The organism is Streptomyces sp. NPDC014656 (assembly GCF_043084305.1).
Classification (GTDB): domain Bacteria; phylum Actinomycetota; class Actinomycetes; order Streptomycetales; family Streptomycetaceae; genus Streptomyces.
Genome location: NZ_JBIBZN010000004.1, coordinates 54,694 through 74,077 on the forward strand (window position 1 = coordinate 54,694; position 19,384 = coordinate 74,077).

Below are 19,384 nucleotides of genomic sequence, written 5' to 3' on the forward strand. Positions count from 1 at the left end.
TGAGTGAGGACACGCCGCCATGCCCGGCCGCACCCCCGTGGCTTCCCGAGCCACCGCAGTCTTCGCGTACGGAGCGGCCGCCGGCCTCGCCGTCGACCTGGTCCTCGGCGATCCCCGCCGCGGCCATCCCGTCGCCGCCTTCGGGCGCGCCGCCGCCGCCGTCGAGCGGCGCCTCTGGCGCGACCACCGGGGCCGGGGCGCCCTGCACACCGCCGTCTGCGCCGGTGGCGCCGCCGCCGCCGGGGCGCTGGCCGCCCGCACGGTCCGCCGCAGCCGCACCGCGTCCGCCGCGCTGACCGCCGCCGCCGTGTGGGCCGTCGTCGGCGGTACGACCCTGGGCCGGGAGGCCCGGGCCATCGGCGGGGCGCTCGCCGCCGGCGACCTGGAGGTCGCCCGGGAGCGGATGCCGCACCTCGTGGGACGCGACCCGGAGGCCCTGGACGGGCCCGCGATGGCCCGCGCGGTCGTCGAGTCCGTCGCCGAGAACACCTCCGACGCCGTCGTCGGCGCCCTCGTGTGGGGCGCCGTGGCGGGCGTGCCGGGACTGCTCGGCTTCCGGGCCGTCAACACCCTGGACGCCATGGTGGGCCACAGGTCGCCCCGCTACCGCCGCTACGGCTGGGCCTCCGCCCGCCTCGACGACCTGGCCGGCTGGCCGGGCGCCCGGCTCACCGCCGCCCTCGCCGCCGTGGCGGGCGCCCCGGACGGGGACCCGCGCGGAGCCGTGCGGGCCTGGCGGGCGGACGCCGGCAAGCACCCCAGCCCCAACGCCGGACCGGTCGAGGCGGCGTTCGCGGGCGCGCTCGGGGTGCGGCTCGGGGGGACGCTCTCGTACGGCGGGCGGGTCGAGCACCGGCCCGTCCTCAACGGCGGGGGGCGGCCCGTCGAGGTCGCCGACATCGACCGGGCCGTCCGGCTCTCCCGCCGGGTGACCTGGCTGACCCTGGCCGCCTGCGTGGGCGGCCGGATCCTGACGGACACGGTGAAGCGGAGGACGAAGTGAGGGGTGGGGGGCTGCTCGTCGCCGGGACGACCTCCGACGCGGGCAAGAGCGTCGTCACGGCCGGCATCTGCCGGTGGCTGGTCCGGCAGGGCGTCAAGGTGGCGCCGTTCAAGGGGCAGAACATGTCCCTCAACTCCTTCGTGACGCGGGAGGGCGCCGAGATCGGGCGCGCCCAGGCCATGCAGGCGCAGGCCGCCCGCGTCGAACCGACCGCGCTGATGAACCCGGTGCTGCTCAAGCCGGGCGGCGACCGGTCCAGCCAGGTCGTCCTGATGGGCAAGCCGGTCGGCGAGATGAGCGCCAAGGGCTACCACGGCGGGCGGCAGCAGACCCTCTTCGAGCCGGTCCTCGCCTGCCTGGAGGAGCTGCGGGCCACCCACGACGCGGTGATCTGCGAGGGCGCCGGCAGCCCCGCCGAGATCAACCTGCGCCGGACCGACATCGTCAACATGGGCATCGCGCGGGCCGCGCGGCTCCCGGTCGTCGTGGTCGGCGACATCGACCGGGGCGGGGTCTTCGCCCAGTTCTTCGGCACCACGGCACTGCTCGCGCCCGAGGACCAGGAGCTGATCGCCGGCTACCTGGTGAACAAGTTCCGGGGCGACGTGACGCTCCTCGAACCCGGGCTCGACATGCTGCACGGCCTGACCGGGCGCCGGACCTTCGGCGTCCTGCCGTACGCGCACGGGCTCGGCATCGACGAGGAGGACGGGCTGCGGGTCTCGCTGCGGGGCACCGTCCGCGAGTCCGTCGTCGCGCCGCCGCTCGGCGCGGACGTGCTGCGGGTCGCGGTCTGCGCCGTACCGCTGATGTCGAACTTCACCGACGTGGACGCGCTGGCCGCCGAGCCGGGCGTGATCGTGCGGTTCGTGGACCGGCCGGAGGAACTGGCCGACGCGGACCTGGTGGTCGTGCCCGGCACCCGCGGCACGGTCAGGGCGCTGGCGTGGCTGCGCGAGCGGGGCCTCGCCGACGCGCTGGCCCGGCGGGCCGCCGAGGGGCGCCCCGTGCTCGGGATCTGCGGCGGCTTCCAGGCGCTCGGCGAGCACATCGAGGACGAGGTCGAGTCGAGGGCGGGCGCCGTGGAGGGGCTCGGGCTGCTGCCCGTACGCGTCCGGTTCGCGCGCGAGAAGACCCTCGCCCGGCCGGTCGGCGAGGCGCTCGGCGAGCGGGTCGAGGGGTACGAGATCCACCACGGCGTCGCGGAGGTGCTGGGCGGCGACCCGTTCCTGGACGGCTGCCGGGTCGGTGCCGTCTGGGGCACCCACTGGCACGGCTCGCTGGAGAGCGACGGCTTCCGGCGGGCGTTCCTCCGGGAGGTCGCGGCGGCCGCCGGGCGGGCCTTCGTGCCGGCGCCCGACACGTCCTTCGGCACCCTGCGGGAGGAGCAGCTGGACCGCCTCGGCGACCTGATCGAGGAGCACGCCGACACGGACGCGCTGCTGCGGCTCGTCGAGGAGGGCGCGCCCGAGGGGCTGCCGTTCGTGCCGCCGGGTGCGCCGTGAGCGGCCGCCCGGTCCCCGTATCCGTACGCACCGAAGGAGTGACCGCCCGATGAGCACCCGCTTTCCGTTCACCGCCGTCGTCGGCATGGACGACCTGCGGCTCGCGCTGCTGCTGAACGCCGTCAGCCCGGCCGTGGGCGGTGTGCTCGTGCGCGGCGAGAAGGGCACGGCCAAGAGCACGGCGGTCCGCGCGCTCGCCGGGCTGCTGCCGGAGGTGGCCGTCGTCGCCGGGTGCCGGTTCAGCTGCGACCCCGCCTCGCCCGACCCCGGCTGCCCGGACGGGCCGCACGGGGACGGGGGCCCGGACGCGCGGCCCGCGCGGATGGTCGAACTGCCGGTCGGCGCCTCCGAGGACCGGCTCGTCGGGTCGCTCGACATCGAGAAGGCGCTCGCCGACGGGGTGAAGGCGTTCGAGCCTGGACTGCTCGCCGCCGCCCACCGGGGGATCCTCTACGTCGACGAGGTCAACCTCCTGAGCGACCACCTGATCGACCACCTCCTCGACGCCGCCGCCATGGGCGCCTCGCACGTCGAGCGCGAGGGCGTCTCCGTGCGGCACGCCGCCCGCTTCCTGCTCGTGGGGACCATGAACCCCGAGGAGGGCGAGCTGCGGCCGCAGCTGCTCGACCGGTTCGGGCTGACCGTGGAGGTGGCCGCCTCCCGGGTGCCCGAGGAGCGGGTCGAGGTGGTGCGGCGCAGGCTCGCGTTCGAGGACGATCCGGCCGGGTTCGCCGAGCGGTGGGCCGGCGAGGAGGCCGCGCTGCGGGAGCGGATCGCCGCCGCGCGGGAGCTGCTGCCGGAGGTGGCCCTCGGGGACGCCGTGCTCCTCCAGATCGCCGCCACCTGCGCCGCGTTCGAGGTCGACGGCATGCGCGCCGACATCGTCATGGCCCGCACCGCGACCGCGCTCGCCGCGTGGGCCGGGCGGGGGGAGGTCACGAGCGAGGACGTGCGGCAGGCCGCGCTGCTCGCGCTCCCCCACCGGCGGCGGCGCAACCCCTTCGACGCGCCGGGGATGGACGAGGACAAGCTCGACGAGACGCTGGAGCGGTTCAAGGGGGACGAGCCCGAGGACGACCCGGACCCGGGCCCGGACGGGCCGGGGGACGGCGGTCCCGGTGGTGGCGGCGGGGTGCCGCCGCAGGGCGGCGAGGGGCCCGCGCCCGAGACCGACGGCCCGCCGGACGCCCCCGGGAAGGCTCCCGCGCCGGAGCCCTCGCGGGAGCCCGCTCCGCAGGGCGCCGGTCCGGCCGGTGAGCGGGCCGCCGTGAAGGCCGGCGAGCCGTTCCGCACCAAGGTGCTCAGCGTGCCCGGGCTCGGCGAGGGCGCGGCCGGGCGGCGTTCCCGGGCCCGGACCCAGAACGGCAGGACCACCGGGGCGACCCGCCCCGAGGGCGCGCTGACCAAGCTGCACCTGTCCGCGACCGTGCGGGCCGCCGCCCCGCACCAGCGGGCGCGCGGGCGGTCGGGGCCGGGGCTCGTGGTGCGCCGGGACGATCTGCGGCAGGCGGTGCGGGAGGGGCGCGAGGGGAACCTGGTGCTGTTCGTCGTGGACGCCTCCGGGTCGATGGCGGCGCGCAAGCGGATGGGCGCCGTGAAGGGCGCCGTGCTGTCGCTGCTGCTCGACGCCTACCAGCGACGGGACAAGGTGGGGCTGGTGACCTTCCGGGGCCGGGCCGCCGAGCTGGCGCTGCCGCCGACGTCCTCCGTGGACGCGGCCGCCGCCCGGCTGGAGGAGCTGCCGACCGGAGGGCGTACGCCGCTGTCCGCCGGACTGCTGAGGGCGCACGACGTGCTGCGGGTGGAGCGGCTGCGGGACCCCTCGCGCCGGCCGCTGCTGGTGGTCGTGACCGACGGGCGGGCGACCGGCGGCGGCCCCGACCCGGTGGGGCTCGCGGCGCGGGCCGCGCGGCTGCACGCCGCCGACGGCACGGCGAGCGTCGTCGTGGACTGCGAGGCGGGCCCGGTGCGGCTCGGTCTCGCCGGGGACCTCGCCCGGGATCTGGGCGGCACCGCCGTCACGCTGGACGAACTGCGGGCCGACGCGATCGCCGGGCTCGTACGGGAAGCGCAAGTCAACCGCTCTGTCAGGAGGGCCGCTTAATGCCGCAGGGACAGCCGACCGTCGTGCCCGACGACGGCCTCACGACCCGTCAGCGCCGCAACCGGGCGCTGGTGATGGTGCACACGGGCGTCGGCAAGGGGAAGTCGACGGCCGCCTTCGGGATGGCGCTGCGCGCCTGGAACCAGGGCTGGCCGATCGGGGTGTTCCAGTTCGTGAAGTCCGCCAAGTGGAAGGTCGGCGAGGAGAACGCCCTCAAGGCGCTCGGCGAGACCGGCAAGGGCGGCACGGTCACCTGGAACAAGATGGGCGAGGGCTGGTCCTGGATCCAGCGCGAGGTCGCCGAGGGCGAGCAGTCGCACGAGGACAAGGCGCGCGAGGGCTGGGAGCAGGTCAAGCGGGACCTGGCCGAGGAGCGGTACAGGTTCTACGTCCTCGACGAGTTCGCCTACCTGCTCCACTGGGGCTGGATCGACGTCGAGGAGGTCGTGGAGGTGCTGCGGGACCGGCCCGGTCAGCAGCACGTCGTCATCACCGGGCGCAACGCCCCGCAGGAGCTGGTGGACTTCGCCGACCTCGTCACCGACATGTCCAAGGTGAAGCACCCGATGGACGCCGGTCAGAAGGGCCAGCGGGGCATCGAGTGGTAGCACGTCTCGTCATCGCGGCGCCGTCGTCGGGCGCGGGCAAGACCACGGTGGCGACCGGCCTGATGGCCGCGTTCGCCTCCCGGGGCCTGTCCGTCTCCCCGCACAAGGTGGGGCCCGACTACATCGACCCGGGCTACCACGCGCTCGCCACCGGCCGCCCGGGCCGCAACCTCGACGCCTACATGTGCGGTACGGAGCTGGTCGCGCCGCTCTTCGCGCACGGGTCGCGCGGCTGCGACCTGGCCGTGGTCGAGGGCGTGATGGGGCTGTACGACGGCGCCGCGGGCCAGGGCGAACTGGCCTCCACGGCGCAGGTCGCGAAGCTGCTGCGGGCGCCGGTGGTGCTGGTCGTGGACGCGTCCTCGCAGTCGCGGTCGGTGGCGGCGCTGGTGCACGGCTTCGCGTCCTGGGACCCGCAGGTGCGGCTCGGCGGCGTGATCCTCAACAAGGTCGCGAGCGACCGGCACGAGGAGCTGCTGCGGGAGGCCCTGGAGGAGTCGGGCGTGCCCGTCCTCGGGGTGCTGCGGCGGGCGCCCGCCGTGGCGACGCCGTCGCGGCACCTGGGGCTGATCCCGGTCGCCGAGCGGCAGGCGCAGGCCGTGGAGGCGGTGGCCGCGCAGGCGGAGCAGGTGCGGAGCGGGTGCGACCTGGAGGGGCTGCTGGCCCTCGCCCGGTCGGCGCCGCCACTGGACGCCGAGCCGTGGAGCCCGCCCGCCGCGGCGGCTCCGGCGGGGCGCCGGCCCGTCGTGGCCGTCGCCGGCGGCGCCGCCTTCACGTTCTCGTACGCCGAGCACGGCGAGCTGCTGCGGGCCGCCGGGGCCGAGGTCGCCACCTTCGACCCGCTGCGCGACGAGTCGCTGCCCGAGGGCACGTCCGGGCTGGTCATAGGCGGGGGGTTCCCCGAGATGTACGCGGCCGAGCTCGCCGCCAACGAGCCGCTGCGCGGGGCGGTGGCCCGCCTGGCGGCGTCCGGTGCGCCGGTGGCCGCCGAGTGCGCCGGGCTGCTGTATCTGGCGCGGTCGCTGGACGGGACCCCGATGTGCGGGGTGCTGGACGCGGACGCGCGGATGTCGGAGCGGCTGACGCTCGGGTACCGGGACGCGGTGGCGGTGAGCGACAGCGTGCTCGCGCCCGCCGGGACCCGGATGCGCGGGCACGAGTTCCACCGGACGGTGATCGAGCCGGGCGCCGGGCCGCTGCCGGCCTGGGGGCTGCGGCAGCCGGAGACCCGGGTGGAGGGCTTCGTGCGGGGCGGGGTGCACGCCAGTTACGTGCACACGCACTGGGCGGGCGCCCCCGGGGTCGCCGCGCGCTTCGTCGGGCACTGCGCGTGAGCTCAGCCCCCGGAGAGGCCCACCACGAGCCAGATGAAGCCGACGCCCGCGACCGTGCAGAGCAGGGTGGTGCGGGCCGGGTGTTCGTGGTGGGCCTCGGGGAGGATCTCGGCGGCGGCGAGGTAGAGCAGGGCGCCGCCGAAGAAGCCGAGATAGCCGCCGAGGAGTTCCTCCGGAAGGGTGAGGAACGTGGCGAGGGCGGCGCCGGCGATCGGCGCGAGCGCGTCGGCGAAGAGCATGGCGAGGGCCTTGCGGCGCTCGTTCCCGTACAGGCTGGTGAGCGTGTACGTGTTGAAGCCGTCGGCGAAGTCGTGGGTGATGACGGCGAGCGCGACGGTGGCGCCCATGCCGCCGCCGACCTGGAAGGCGGCGCCGAGCGCGATGCCGTCCATGAGGCTGTGCAGGACCATGGCGCCGGCGGCCACGAGCCCGACCTGCGGGGTCCGCTCCCCCGGCTCGGCGCCGTGCGCGGCGCGGCGGGTGGCGAGGAGCCGCTCCACGACGTGCGCGAAGAGGAAGCCGCCGACGAAGAGCAGCAGGGCCTCGGGGACGCCGAAGACCTCCTCCCCCGCGGCCTCCAGGGCCTCGGGGAGCAGGTCGAGTCCGACGACGCCGAGCATCAGTCCGCCGGCGAGGCCGAGGACGAGGTGCCGGCGGTCGGTGACGCGCTGCGCGACCCAGCCGCCGAAGAGCGTCATCAGGAACGCGCCGAGCGCGACGACCACAGCCATGGCCCCTTGCTATCGGATCGGGCCCCGGTTGTGCACGTCGGCGTCGGGGCCCGGTCGGGGGCGACGGCCGGGGAGGTCCTGGCGCTGGTCCGGTCGGCGCTCGCGGAGCTCGCGGGGCCGGCGGGGGCCGGGCACGCGCGCGCGGGCGGGGCGTCTTCTGGGGCGGCGGGGGCGTCGGGGGCGGCGGGGCACGCGCGCGTGGCCGGGCTGGCGACGCTGGACGCGCGCGCGGCGGAGCCGGGGATCGTGGCGGCGGCGGAGCGGCTCGGGGTGCCGGTGACGGGCTTCCCGGCGGAGGAGCTGGCCGGGGTCGCCGTGCCGCATCCCTCCGAGGTGCCGCTGGCGGCGACGGGGACGGCGTCGGTGGCGGAGGCGGCGGCGCTGCGGGCGGCGGGGCCGGGGGCGGTGCTGCTGGTGCCGAAGCGGAAGGGGCGGCGGGTGACGTGCGCGATAGCCGGTTTCGTACCGTTTCATCCGGACAAATCATCCTCTTGTCCGGACGAAGTGACGTCTGTCGCACGGTTGTTGCCCTTGACGTGCGGGTACATCGCTGGCGAGCCTGACTCACCCCACATCCCCACCCCCCACACGACGGCGGACATGGACACCCACACGGACGGCCCCCCCACGGGCACCCACGCCCACGACCTGCGTCATCACGGTGACGCCGAGGTCCGGGACGAGAAACTCGTCGACCTCGCGGTCAATGTCCGGACGGCGACCCCGCCGGACTGGCTGCGGGAGCGCATCGCGCTTTCCCTGACTGACCTGGCGCACTACCCGGACGGCCGCTCGGCCCGTGCGGCGGTGGCCGAGCGCCACGGCCTGCCGACGGGGCGGGTGCTGCTGACCTCGGGCGCGGCGGAGGCGTTCGTGCTGCTCGCGCGGGCGCTGCCGGTGCGCCGGCCGGTGGTGGTGCATCCACAGTTCACCGAGCCGGAGGCGGCGCTGCGGGACGCCGGGCACGAGGTGGGCCGGGTGCTGCTGCGCGAGGAGGACGGCTTCCGGCTGGATCCGGCGGCGGTGCCGGAGGACGCGGACCTGGTGGTGGTCGGCAATCCCACCAACCCGACCTCGGTGCTGCATCCGGCGGAGACGATCGCGGCGCTGGCCCGGCCGGGGCGGTACCTGGTCGTGGACGAGGCGTTCATGGACGCGGTGCCGGGCGAGCGGGAGGCGCTGGCCGGGCGGACGGACGTGCCGGGCCTGGTGGTGCTGCGGAGCCTGACGAAGACCTGGGGCCTCGCGGGGCTGCGGATCGGCTACGCGCTCGCGGAGCCGGAGACGGTGGCCCTGCTGGAGCGGGCGCAGCCGCTGTGGCCGGTGTCGACGCCGGCGCTGGTGGCGGCGGAGGCGTGCATGACGCGGGCCGCGCTGGCGGAGGCGGAGCACGCGGCGCACCGGATCGGGACGGAGCGGGCGCACCTGCTGGCGGGGCTGGCGGAGTTCGACGAGGTGCGGACGGTGGCGGCGGCCGAGGGGCCGTTCGTGCTGATCCGGATCGAGGGCGCGGACGCGATACGGGAGCGGCTGCGGCTGCTGGGCTTCGCGGCGCGGCGCGGGGACACGTTCCCGGGTCTGGACCGCCACTGGCTGCGGCTCGCGGTCCGGGACCGGGCGACGACGAATCGTTTCCTCCAGGCGCTGGACCAGGCGCTGCTGCTGGGCGGCTGAGCCGCCGCCCGCTCCGGGACGCGACGCGGCCCGGGGCGGGCGGTGTCGTCACACCGCCCGCCCCGGGCCGGTTCCCCCTGCGTCCCCCGGCGCCCCCCCTCGGGCGGTCAGCCCCTGGCGCGGGCGCGGGAGCGGGTCAGGGCGACGGCGCCGCCGCCGGCCAGGACGAGGGCGAGGGCGCCGCCCGCGATGTACGGCGTGGCGGAGCTGCCGCCGGTCTCGGCGAGGTTCTGCGTCGGGGTCGAGCCGCCGTTGTTCGTCTTGATCCCGCCGTCGTCCCCGGACTCGGTGGGCTGCGGCGAGGGCTGCTCGGACGGCTCCCGGGTGGGCTCCGCGGTCGGCTTCTCGGTCGGCTTCCCGGTCGGCTTCTCCGTGGGCTTCTCGGTCGGGGCCGGGCCGTCGGGCGTCTCGCAGGTGGCTTCGGCGAGGGTGACGGTGCCCTTGACCTTGGCGACGCCGAGGTTGAGCGGGTTGACCTCCACGTCGAGCTCCAGGGCCGTGGCGGCGGCGGTGCGGCTGGTGGTGCCGGTGCGGGAGAGGTCCAGGGTGATGCGGCCGACGGCGGGCACGTCGAGTTCGGTGCGGCCGCCGGCGGTGAGCGTGACCTTCTTGCCGAGGGCCCGGACGTGGCCGAGGACGTTGGACTCTGCGACCGGCTTCTTCCCGGTCTCGCAGACGGCCCGGGAGGTGACCTTCTCGACCTCGATGATGGCGAGGGAGGGCAGGCCGGGCACGTGGACGCGGGCCTTGGCGAGGTTGACGTACCCCTCGGCCTTGCGCTCGTCGACGGTGGCGGTCGAGGTGGCGACGTCGGCGGTGAGGATGTCGACGGGCTTGCCGCCCTCCGCCCCCTCCACCTTCACGCTGAGCGCGGTCTCGCTCTCGCTCTCGGGCGCCTCGACCTCGTTGAGGCTCGCGCGGACCGGGATCTTCACGGTCTCGCCGAGGAGGGAGACGTCGAGTCCGGTGCGCAGCACGGCGGCGGTGGCGCGGCCTTCGCGGCGCTCTCCGTCGGTCGCCTGCGCGGCGGGGGCCGCGAGGAGCACGGGGCCGGCGGCCAGGGCGGCGACGGCCGCGGCGGCGGCGGTGCGGCGGACGGGCGCGCGGAAGGTGTTGCTGTTCAAGATGGTGGAACCCCCACAGAAGACATGGCGTCGCCGGCCGCTCACCACGGGGACGGTGGGTCTGCGCGGCGGAGGCGACTTGAGACACCGGAATCTTTACGCACGGAGAGTGAACCGGCAGTCGCCTGACGTGAGTTCACTCCAAAGGGGGGTTTCCGTGTTCATATTCGATTTATTTCGGCACAACCGTTCCCCGTCGTCCCGCGTGTTTCCTCCGAAGGAGTGTGCCCGGGCCGCGCGAGGGCCCGCGGGGGTCCGCGCGGGCGAAGAAAACGATCCGCGCCCCCGCAGGGTCACGGATCGTCAACACCGCGATGAGGCGGAACGGTTCAGCTCGGGCGCCAGTAACCGAGCGCGTGCACCCGCTCCTTGGGCAGCGCCAGCTCCTTGCGGACGTACGCGGCGAGGGAGCGGGTGGTCGCGGTGTCGCAGGCGATCCACACGTACGACTCCGGTCCGACGAGGGCGGGCAGCTCGGCCCGCACCCGCTCGACGAGGGCGGCGCCGGAGCGCTGCCGGGGCACCCGGCGCAGCTCGTGGCGGTCCGGGTCGGTGCGGAAGGGCAGCTCCTCGTCGGAGGCGTGCTGGGTCTCGAACCAGATGGTGGCCGGGAGGTCCGGGTGGGCGTCGAGCAGCGAGTTCACGGCCGGCAGCGAGGCCGGGTCGCCGATGAGCAGCAGCCGCTCGGGCCGGGGCTCGGGGGTCTCGAAGCCGGTGCCCTGGAGGGTGGCCTCGACGGTGTCGCCGGGGGCGCAGTCGCGGGCCCAGTGACTGGCCGGGCCGTCGTGGAGGGCGAACTCCAGGCTGAAGGTGCCGGCGTCCCGGTCGGGGTCGACCAGGGTGTAGCCGCGCTGGTGCGGTTTGCCGGCGTTCTCGAACCAGACGCGGACCCACATCGTCGGGTGGACCCCGGCGGCGGCGAGCAGTCCGCCGTCGGTGAAGTGGACCCTCCGGTAGTCGTCGGTGACCCGCTCGGCCCCCGTGACGGTGAACGTGAAGTCCTTGGCGCCCATCAGCTTGAGAACGGCGCCCTGCCATCCGTGCCCCACCGCGTGCTCCTCCCCCGGACCCATGGGTTACTTTGGGTCGGCGATTAATTTAGGCCAGCCTAACCTAACGACATCTGGAAGCACACGGACGGGATCGGCACGGGTGAGCATCGAGGTCTACCGGGACGCGTACGGCGTCCCCCATCTGCGCGCCGCCGACCCGGCGGAACTGGCCTTCGCGCAGGGCCGGGTCACCGCGCGGGACCGCGCCTGGCAGCTGGAGGTCGAGCGCCACCGGGCGCAGGGCACCACGGCCGCCTTCCTCGGCGCGGCCGAGGCCGGCTGGGACGTCTTCGTCCGCCGGGCCCGGCTCGCCGACACCGCGCGCCGCTGCCTGGCGCGCCTGGAGGAGAGCGACCCGCGGACCGCGGACTGGGTGCGCGCGTACGTGGACGGGGTGAACCACGGCCTGGCCGAAGGGGCCCGCCGCGCCCCCGAGTTCGCCGCCACCGGCCTCGCGGCCGGCCGCTGGGAGGCGTGGACGCCGCTGGCCGTCTGGCTCTCCACCCACATCCTCTTCGCCGGGTTCCCGACGAAGCTGTGGCGCGAGCGGGTGGCGACCGGCCTGGGCGAGGAGTGGACCGAGCTGTTCGCCGCCGACGGACCGGCCACGGCCGGGTCCAACGGCTGGCTGGTGGCCGGCGAGCGGACCGCGAGCGGCGCCGCCCTGGTGGCCGGCGACCCGCACCGGTTCATCGAGGCGCCGGGCGTCTACCAGCAGATCCGGCTCGCCTGCCCCGAGTACGACGTCGTCGGCCTCGCCGTGCCCGGCGTGCCCGGGCTCGCCCACTTCGGGCACGCCGGGCACGTCGCCTGGGCCATCACCAACGCGATGGCCGACTACCAGGACCTCTACCGCGAGCGGCTGCGGCGCACCGCGGACGGCGGCGTGGAGGCGTACGGCCCCGAGGGCTGGCGCCCGGCCGCCGCGCACACCGAGACGGTCGGGGTCCGCGACGGCGAACCGGTCGCGGTCGAGGTCGTCGAGACCGGGCGCGGCCCGGTGATCGCCGGCGACGGACCGGCGGACGCGGGCGCCGAGTGGGAGGGGCTGAGCCTGCGGTACGTGCCCCGGGTCACCGGCCTGCTGGGCTTCGAGGTCCTGCCGCGCCTGCTCGCCGCCCGTACCGTCGGCGAGGTCGACGCCGCGCTCGACGCCTGGGTGGAGCCGGTGAACGTGGTGCTCGCCGCCGACACCGGGGGCGGGCTGCTGCACCGGGTCGCCGGGCACGTCCCCGTCCGCGACCGGGCCAACTCCCTGCGGCCCGTGCCGGCCTGGGAGCCGGCCCACGCCTGGGCGGCGGAGCCGGCCCCGCCGCCCCGCGCCGACGTGACGGACGGGTACGCGGTGATGGCCAACGCCCGGGGGCTCGCCGCCCCGCTCGGCGTCGAGTTCGCGCCCCCGCACCGGGCCGACCGGATCGCCGCGCTCCTGGACGGCTCCGCCGCCTGGACCCCCGAGGCCACCGCCGCCGTCCACCGCGACACCGACAACCGCGCGGCGGCCCGGCTGCTCGCCGCCGTCGAGGCCGCCGAGGGCCTCTCCCCCGCCGCCGCGGACGTCCGGGAGCGGCTGCTCGCCTGGGACCGGCGGATGGAGGCCGACAGCGCCGGCGCCGGGCTCTACGCCGCCGTCCGGGGCGCGGTGGTGCGCCGGCTCGCCGCCCACGAGGCCTTCGCGGGCCTGCGCGAACCCGGCCCGTACCCCGAGCTGTTCCTGCCCTGGCTGTACCTCGGCCCCCGGGTCGGCCTCGCCCTGGAGACGCTGCTGGTCACCGGCCCCGTGCCGGCCGACGACGTGCGGCGGATCGTCGGCGGGGCGCTGGAGGAGACCGGGGCGGGCGAGCCGCCCGCCGTCTGGGGCGCCACCCACCGGCTCGCGCCCTGGCAGGCCCTGCCCGACCCCGACGACGACCGGTGGCCGGGACTCGGCGGCGACCACGACTGCGTGCTCTCCACCTCCAGCGCCCCCGGCTACACCGACCGCAGCGCCCGGGCCTCGGCCGCCCGGTACGTGTGGGACCTCGCCGACCGCGAACGCAGCGGCTGGATCGTGCCGTTCGGCGCCTCCGGGGTGGCCGGGGACCCGCACCACGAAGACCAACTCCCCCTGTGGCTGCGGGGCGACCTCGCCCCCGTCACCACCGACTGGAACCGCCTCACCAAGGAGCAGGGATGACCACCCCCGTACACGTCCAGACCGTCGAGGGCCTCGGCACCGTCACCGTCCGGCCCGTCGCCCCGGACGCGGACGCCCCGCTCATCCACGCCTGGGTCAACGAGGAGCGGGGACGCTTCTGGGGCATGGGCGGCACCACCGTCGAGCAGGTCCGGGACGTCTACGCGCACCTGGACTCGCTCACCACCCACCACGGGTTCCTCGTGGAGCTCGACGGGGAGCCGGTCGCGATCTTCCAGACGTACGAGCCCGCGGCGGACCGGGTGAGCGAGTGCTACGAGGTGGAGGAGGGCGACATCGGCTGCCACCTCTTCATCGCCCCGAGCGCCGCCCCCGCCCCCGGCTTCACCGCCGGTCTGCTCTCCGCGCTCATCGCCTTCTGCCACCGCGACCACCTGCGGATCGTGGTCGAGCCGGACGCGGCGAACGAGAAGGCCGTCGCCCGCATGGCGCGGGCCGGCTTCGAGCTCGGCCCGGAGGTCGTCCTCCCCGAGGTCGACCTGCCGGAGGTCTTCATCCCGGAGAAGAAGGCCCGGCTGGCCTTCCTGCGCCGGGCCGCCTGAGGGCCCGGCCGGCCTTCCCGGGCCCGGCCGGGCCCGGGGGCCTCGTCAGGCCAGGACCCGGCCGTTGACCACGACCCGCCGCGGCGCCGCGAGGACGCGGACGTCCGCGCGCGGGTCCTGGTCGTAGACCACCAGGTCGGCGGGGGCGCCCTCCTCCAGGGCGGGGCGGCCCAGCCAGGCCCTCGCCCCCCAGGTGGTGGCCGAGAGCGCGTCGAGCGGCGGGATGCCGGCCTTCGTCAGCTCCGCCACCTCCTCGGCGACCAGACCGTGGGCGAGGGAGCCGCCCGCGTCGGTGCCGACGAAGACCGGCACGCCCGCGTCGTAGGCGGCGCGGACGGTGTCGTACCGGCGCGCGTGCAGCCGGCGCATGTGGGCCGACCAGCGGGGGAACTTGGCCTCGCCGCCGTCCGCGAGGTGCGGGAAGGTCGCGATGTTGACCAGCGTCGGCACGATGGCGACCCCGCGCTCCGCGAAGAGCGGGACGGTCTCCTCGGTCAGGCCGGTGGCGTGCTCGACGCAGTCGATGCCCGCCTCGACGAGGTCGCGCAGCGAGTCCTCGGCGAAGCAGTGGGCGGTGACCCGGGCGCCGAGCCGGTGCGCCTCGGCGATCGCCGCCTCCACCTCGGGGCGCGGCCAGGACGGGGTGAGGTCGCCGGCCTCGCGGTCGATCCAGTCGCCGACCAGCTTGACCCAGCCGTCGCCGCGCCGCGCCTCCCGGCCCACGTACTCCACCAGGTCGGCGGGCTCGATCTCATGGGCGTAGTTGCGGATGTAGCGGCGGGTGCGGGCGATGTGCCGGCCGGCCCGGATGATCTTCGGCAGGTCCTCGCGGTCGTCGATCCAGCGGGTGTCGGAGGGCGAGCCGGCGTCCCGGATCAGCAGCGTGCCGGCGTCCCGGTCGGTGAGGGCCTGCTTCTCGGCGGTGGCCGCGTCCACCGGTCCGTGCCGGTCCAGGCCGACGTGGCAGTGCGCGTCGACCAGGCCGGGCAGCGCCCACCCCGACACCGTCACGGCCTCGGCGGCGGGCCGCTCGAAGGTGATCCGCCCGTCCACGCACCAGAGTTCGTCCCGTACGTCCTCGGGGCCGACGAGCACCCGCCCCTTCACGTGCAACACCTCGTGATCGCTCATGGCTGCACTGTACGAGGGCCCGCCGGAGCGGTGGGCGTACGCTGGCCGGGCCCGTACCACCGACCCGAGAAGGCACCACCGTGACCGTGACACACCCGCTGCTCGACCTGGCCCCGATGACCGCCGCGCACTTCGCGTCCATCGAGCGGCGGGTCGCCGCGCTGCTCTCCACCGAGCAGGACGTGGTGATCACCCAGGGCGAGGCGCTGCTGCCGCTCGAAGGGTGCATCCGCAGCGGGGCGCGGGCCGGTTCGACCGCGCTGAACGTGGTCACCGGTCCGTACGGGCAGACCTTCGGCGACTGGCTGCGCGACTGCGGGGCCACCGTGGTCGACCTCGCCGTCCCCTTCCACACGGCGGTCACCGCCGCGCAGGTGGAGCGGGCGCTGGCCGAGCACCCGGAGATCGACTTCGTCTCGCTGGTGCACGCCGAGGCGGCCACCGGCAACACCAACCCGGTCGCGGAGATCGGTGAGGTCGTGCGCGCCCACGGCGCGCTGTTCTACCTGGACGCGGTGGCCTCGATCGGCGCCGAGCCGGTGCTGCCGGACGCCTGGGGCGTCGACATGTGCATCATCGGCGCGCAGAAGGCGATGGGCGGCCCGGCCGGCGTCTCCGCGGTGTCGGTGAGCGAGCGGGCCTGGGAGCGGTTCGCCGCCAACCCGGCCGCCCCGCGCCGCTCGTACCTTTCCCTCCTCGACTGGAAGGAGCGCTGGATCGACGGCGGCCGCAAGGCGCTCCTGCACGCGCCGGCGCAGCTGGAGATGCTGGCCCTGGAGGCGTGCGTGGAGCGGATCGAGGCCGAGGGCCTGGACGTGCTGATGGCCCGGCACGCCTCGGCCGCGGCGGCCACCCGCGCGGGCGCCCTGGCGCTGGGCGGCGGCCTGGAGCCGTACGTGCGCGGGGCGGCGGACGCGGCGCCGGTGGCGACGACGCTGCGGGTCCCGGCGGAGCTGGACGCCTCGGAGCTGGTGGCGAAGGCGCTCTCCGCCGACCCGTCGCTGCCGCTGATCGCGGGCGGCGGGGCGCTGGCCAAGGAGATGGTCCGGGTGAACCACTACGGGGCGGACGCGACCCCGAACGCCGTGCAGTCCTCGCTGGCCGCGCTGGGCGCGGTGCTCGGCGAGGCGGGCCGGACGGTGGACCTGGAGGGCGCGCGCCGGGCGGTCACCGCGGCCTGGTAGGCGGTACGGAGGGAGGGGCGGGATCCGGTCGGCCGGGTCCCGCCCCTCCGTCGTGTCCGGGGCCTACAGCGCCGGGTAGTCGACGTAGCCGCGGTGGTCGCCGCCGTACATGGTGGCGGCGTCGAGCTCGTTGTAGGGCCCGCCGGCGCGCAGCCGGGCGGGGAGGTCGGGGTTGGCGATGAAGAGCCGGCCGAAGGCGAGGAGGTCGGCGGTGCCGTCCTCGATCAGGGCGAGGTCGGCGGCGCCGGTGGGGTCGTCGCCGGACGGGTTGAGGATGAAGGTGCCGGCGAAGCGCTTGCGCAGTTCGTGGACGAGGGGGCGGTGCTCGGCGCCGGTCTCCAGGACGTGGAGGTAGGCGATGCCGACGGGCTCGATCGCGGCGAGCAGGGCGGTGTAGAGCTCCTCGGTGTCGGTCTCGGCGATGTCGTTGAAGGTGTTGGCCGGGGAGACGCGCAGGCCGGTGCGGTCGGGGCCGATCTCGGCGGCGACGGCGCGGACGACCTCGACGGCGAAGCGGACGCGGTTCTCGACCGAGCCGCCCCACTCGTCGGTGCGGTGGTTGGAGCCGCCGGCGAGGAACTGCTGGATCAGGTAGCCGTTGGCGCCGTGGATCTCGACGCCGTCGAAGCCGGCCTCGACGGCGTTGCGCGCGGCGGCGGCGAAGCCGGCGATCGCCTCGTGGACCTGGTCGCCGGTGAGCTCGCGCGGGGCGGGGAACTCCTTGGGGCCCTCGTGGGTGTAGACCTGGCCGGCGGCGGCGACGGGCGAGGGGCCGACGGGGTGGAGGCCGCCGTCGAGGAGGTCCGGGTGACCGATCCGGCCGGCGTGCATGAGCTGGGCGAAGATCCGGCCGCCGCGCTCGTGGACGGCGTCGGTGACCTCGCGCCAGGCGGCGATCTGCTCGCGGCTGTGCAGCCCGGGGGTGTTGGGGTAGCCCTGGCCCTCGGGGACCGGCTGGACGCCCTCGGTGATGATCAGGCCGGCGGAGGCGCGCTGGGCGTAGTACTCGACGGTCAGCGCGGTGGGGGTGCGCAGGGCGCCGTCGGCGCGGCTGCGGGTCATGGGGGCCATGGCGATGCGGTTGGCGAGACGGGTGCCGGCGAGGTCGACGGGGTCGAATGCGGTGGTCATGGCGGTCTCCCGGAAAAATATGTGGTCGGCCAAGTATGTGGCCCGCCGCCACTGTAACCCATTCATTGGCCAGCCAAGCAAAAATCCGGGTCACGGTAACCTGGGGACGAGGAACCGCCCCGAGGAGCCCCCGATGACCGCAGTCGAACCCGCCTGCAGCGAGCAGTCGCCGTCCGCCGCGCGCGGCGGCCCGGTCGGCATGACCCTGGCCCGGGTCTCCCGGACGCACCGGATAGCGATGGGGCGGCGCCTGCGCGAGCTCGGCCTCTACCCGGGCCAGGAGCTGATGATGATGCGGCTCTGGGACTGCGGGGCGGTCCGCCAGTCGGAGCTGATCCAGTCGCTCGGCCTGGACCCCTCGACCGTGACGAAGATGCTCCAGCGCCTGGAGCAGTGCGGATACGTGAGCCGCTCCCCCGACCCCGCCGACCGGCGGGCGGTGCTCGTCGAGGCGACGGAGCGGGGGCAGGCGCTGCGGACCGGCGTCGAGGACGCCTGGACCGGCCTGGAGGAGAGCTCGCTCGCCGGTCTGGAGCCGGCCGAGCGGACGGAACTCGCCCGCCTCCTCGGGGTCCTGGCGGAGAACCTGCGCGCGGAGGCGGACGAGGCGGGCGACTGCCCGACGCTGAACTGCTGAACCGCCGGGCCGACGAGCCGCCGGGCCGACGGCCGGCCGGGGCGGGGTCAGCCCGCGAGGACGTCCAGGGCCCGGTCGACGTCCGCCGCCGTGTTGTACAGGTGGAAGGAGGCCCGCAGGTTTCCGGCGCGGGCCGACAGCAGCACGCCCGCGGCGCGCAGGGCGTCCGCGCGGTGGCCGAGCCCCGGCACGGCGACGACCGTGGAGTCGTCCGTGACCGGCTCGTGCCCGAGGGAGAGCAGCCCGGACCGGAAGCGGGCGGCCAGCCCCTTGTCGTGGGCCTCGATCCGCCCGATGCCGATCTCCTCCAGGAGCGCCAGCGAGCGGGCGGCGCCGTGGTACGAGAGGAAGGCGGCCGGCTCGTCGAAGCGGCGGGCGGAGCGGGCGAGTTCGCGCACCGGGCCGTAGCTGTTGACCCACAGCTCCTCGCCGGTGACCCAGCCCGCGTGGATCGGCAGCAGGCCGTCCTGGGCCTCCTCGGTGACCGTGAGGAAGGACGCGCCGCGCGGGCAGAGCAGGTACTTGTAGGCACCGGCGACCGTGTAGTCCCACTCCCCCGCCGACAGCGGCAGCCAGCCCGCGGACTGGGTGGCGTCGAGGAGGGTGCGGGCCCCGTGGGCCGCGGCGGCGGCCCGTACGGCGGCGAGGTCGGCGGTGCGGCCGTCCGCCGACTGCACGGCGGAGAAGGCGACCAGCGCGGTCTGCGGGCCGACGGACTCGGCGAGCCGCTCCAGCGGCACGAAGCGGGTCTTGAGGTCGCCGCGGACCGTGAAGGGCGTGATGACGGAGGAGAAGTCGCCCTCGGGGAAGAGGACCTCGGCGCCGGAGGGCATCGACTGGGCGATCATCCCGCAGTGCACGGCGACCGAGCTGCCGACCGCGACCCGCTCGGGCGCGACGGAGGCGAGCCGGGCGAAGGCGACACGGGCCTCGTCGACGACGTCGAAGCTGCCGGCGCCGTCCGGGCGCCCCTGCGCGGTCTCCTCGGCGAGGAGGGTGACCGCCTCGACGGTGCGGCGCGGCAGCAGGCCGCAGGCGGAGGTGTTCAGGTAGGTCCGCCCGGGGGCGAACTCGGCGCCGCCGAGCGGCTGATCGAGGGAGTCCATGGCCACAGCCTGTGCTCCCCCCGTCCGGCCGTCAATGCCCGCCGATCATGGGGAATCCCCAAGCGCCGCTTATCACCGCAGGTCAGAGCGGTGCCCACGGGAGGCGGACACCCACCCGGCGCCCGGAGGCCGGCCTCCCCCGCCCGGACCTCGGCCCACCGGAGGGCGGGCGTCCGTCTGCCGGGAGGACGGACGCCGGTCCGCCGGAAGGGCGGGCGCCGAAGGGCGGGCGCCGGTCTGCCGGAAGGCCGGACACCGGCCCACCGGAAGGCGGGGCGCCGATCCGCCGGAAGGGCGGACACCGATCCACCGAAGGGCGGG

At 75.9% G+C, this 19,384-nt stretch carries 16 protein-coding genes; 10 read left to right on the plus strand and 6 right to left on the minus strand.

Going from position 1 to position 19,384, the window contains the following annotated elements; all coding sequences use genetic code 11:
* The first annotated feature begins 19 nt into the window (after positions 1–19).
* Genes ACF1ED_RS10990 through ACF1ED_RS11010 form a run of 5 tightly spaced genes read left to right on the plus strand, consistent with a single transcriptional unit; the run spans position 20 to position 6,554 of the window.
* The gene (locus ACF1ED_RS10990; protein WP_391758881.1) at positions 20–1,003 is read left to right on the plus strand and encodes a cobalamin biosynthesis protein; all 984 of its coding nucleotides are present in this window, start codon (positions 20–22) and stop codon (positions 1,001–1,003) included.
* Positions 1,000–2,508, plus strand: a complete 1,509-nt coding sequence (locus tag ACF1ED_RS10995) for a cobyric acid synthase (RefSeq protein ID WP_391758883.1) — start codon at positions 1,000–1,002, stop codon at positions 2,506–2,508. Before ACF1ED_RS10990 ends, ACF1ED_RS10995 begins: the two co-directional genes overlap by 4 nt.
* A gap of 49 nt (positions 2,509–2,557) precedes the next feature.
* Positions 2,558–4,612, plus strand: coding sequence for a putative cobaltochelatase (locus ACF1ED_RS11000; RefSeq protein ID WP_391758885.1), 2,055 nt, complete (start codon positions 2,558–2,560; stop codon positions 4,610–4,612).
* Positions 4,612–5,220, plus strand: coding sequence for a cob(I)yrinic acid a,c-diamide adenosyltransferase (gene cobO, locus ACF1ED_RS11005; protein WP_391758887.1), 609 nt, complete (start codon positions 4,612–4,614; stop codon positions 5,218–5,220). The genes ACF1ED_RS11000 and cobO overlap by 1 nt, the downstream gene beginning before the upstream one ends.
* Entirely contained in the window at positions 5,214–6,554 is a 1,341-nt protein-coding gene (locus ACF1ED_RS11010) for a cobyrinate a,c-diamide synthase (protein ID WP_391758889.1), read from the plus strand. Before cobO ends, ACF1ED_RS11010 begins: the two co-directional genes overlap by 7 nt.
* 2 nt (positions 6,555–6,556) lie before the next feature.
* Here ACF1ED_RS11010 and ACF1ED_RS11015 read toward each other — a convergent pair whose 3' ends face one another.
* Positions 6,557–7,285 (minus strand): ZIP family metal transporter, encoded by a 729-nt coding sequence (locus tag ACF1ED_RS11015; RefSeq protein WP_391758891.1) that lies wholly within the window; start codon positions 7,283–7,285, stop codon positions 6,557–6,559.
* Positions 7,286–7,291: 6 nt separating this feature from the next.
* Between ACF1ED_RS11015 and cobC the strand changes: the two genes are divergently transcribed.
* Entirely contained in the window at positions 7,292–8,959 is a 1,668-nt protein-coding gene (gene cobC / locus ACF1ED_RS11020) for an Rv2231c family pyridoxal phosphate-dependent protein CobC (protein ID WP_391758893.1), read from the plus strand.
* 107 nt (positions 8,960–9,066) lie between these two features.
* Here the strand turns inward: cobC and ACF1ED_RS11025 are convergent, their stop codons facing one another.
* Both ACF1ED_RS11025 and ACF1ED_RS11030 read right to left on the minus strand, forming a co-directional pair.
* The gene (locus ACF1ED_RS11025) at positions 9,067–10,083 is read right to left on the minus strand and encodes an SCO1860 family LAETG-anchored protein (protein WP_391758895.1); all 1,017 of its coding nucleotides are present in this window, start codon (positions 10,081–10,083) and stop codon (positions 9,067–9,069) included.
* 329 nt (positions 10,084–10,412) lie between these two features.
* On the minus strand, positions 10,413–11,132 hold the full coding sequence (locus tag ACF1ED_RS11030) for a siderophore-interacting protein (RefSeq protein ID WP_391758897.1): 720 nt from the start codon (positions 11,130–11,132) through the stop codon (positions 10,413–10,415).
* A gap of 103 nt (positions 11,133–11,235) precedes the next feature.
* Here ACF1ED_RS11030 and ACF1ED_RS11035 point away from each other — a divergent pair, with 103 nt between their 5' ends.
* Positions 11,236–13,311, plus strand: coding sequence for a penicillin acylase family protein (locus tag ACF1ED_RS11035; RefSeq protein WP_391758899.1), 2,076 nt, complete (start codon positions 11,236–11,238; stop codon positions 13,309–13,311).
* A complete protein-coding gene (locus tag ACF1ED_RS11040) occupies positions 13,308–13,874 on the plus strand; it encodes a GNAT family N-acetyltransferase (RefSeq protein ID WP_391758901.1) in 567 nt (188 codons plus the stop codon). The genes ACF1ED_RS11035 and ACF1ED_RS11040 overlap by 4 nt, the downstream gene beginning before the upstream one ends.
* A gap of 45 nt (positions 13,875–13,919) precedes the next feature.
* Here the strand turns inward: ACF1ED_RS11040 and ACF1ED_RS11045 are convergent, their stop codons facing one another.
* Positions 13,920–15,005 (minus strand): amidohydrolase family protein, encoded by a 1,086-nt coding sequence (locus ACF1ED_RS11045; RefSeq protein WP_391758903.1) that lies wholly within the window; start codon positions 15,003–15,005, stop codon positions 13,920–13,922.
* 86 nt (positions 15,006–15,091) lie between these two features.
* Here ACF1ED_RS11045 and ACF1ED_RS11050 point away from each other — a divergent pair, with 86 nt between their 5' ends.
* Positions 15,092–16,189, plus strand: a complete 1,098-nt coding sequence (locus tag ACF1ED_RS11050) for a pyridoxal-phosphate-dependent aminotransferase family protein (protein ID WP_391759751.1) — start codon at positions 15,092–15,094, stop codon at positions 16,187–16,189.
* 63 nt (positions 16,190–16,252) lie between these two features.
* Here ACF1ED_RS11050 and ACF1ED_RS11055 read toward each other — a convergent pair whose 3' ends face one another.
* Entirely contained in the window at positions 16,253–17,320 is a 1,068-nt protein-coding gene (locus ACF1ED_RS11055) for an alkene reductase (protein WP_391758905.1), read from the minus strand.
* 133 nt (positions 17,321–17,453) lie between these two features.
* On the opposite strand from ACF1ED_RS11055, the gene ACF1ED_RS11060 reads away from it, so the two are divergent.
* Complete coding sequence (locus tag ACF1ED_RS11060; RefSeq protein ID WP_391758907.1) at positions 17,454–17,957, plus strand: MarR family winged helix-turn-helix transcriptional regulator; 504 nt, start codon at positions 17,454–17,456, stop codon at positions 17,955–17,957.
* Positions 17,958–18,004: 47 nt separating this feature from the next.
* Here ACF1ED_RS11060 and ACF1ED_RS11065 read toward each other — a convergent pair whose 3' ends face one another.
* The gene (locus tag ACF1ED_RS11065) at positions 18,005–19,063 is read right to left on the minus strand and encodes an aminotransferase class V-fold PLP-dependent enzyme (protein WP_391758909.1); all 1,059 of its coding nucleotides are present in this window, start codon (positions 19,061–19,063) and stop codon (positions 18,005–18,007) included.
* Positions 19,064–19,384 lie beyond the last annotated feature (321 nt).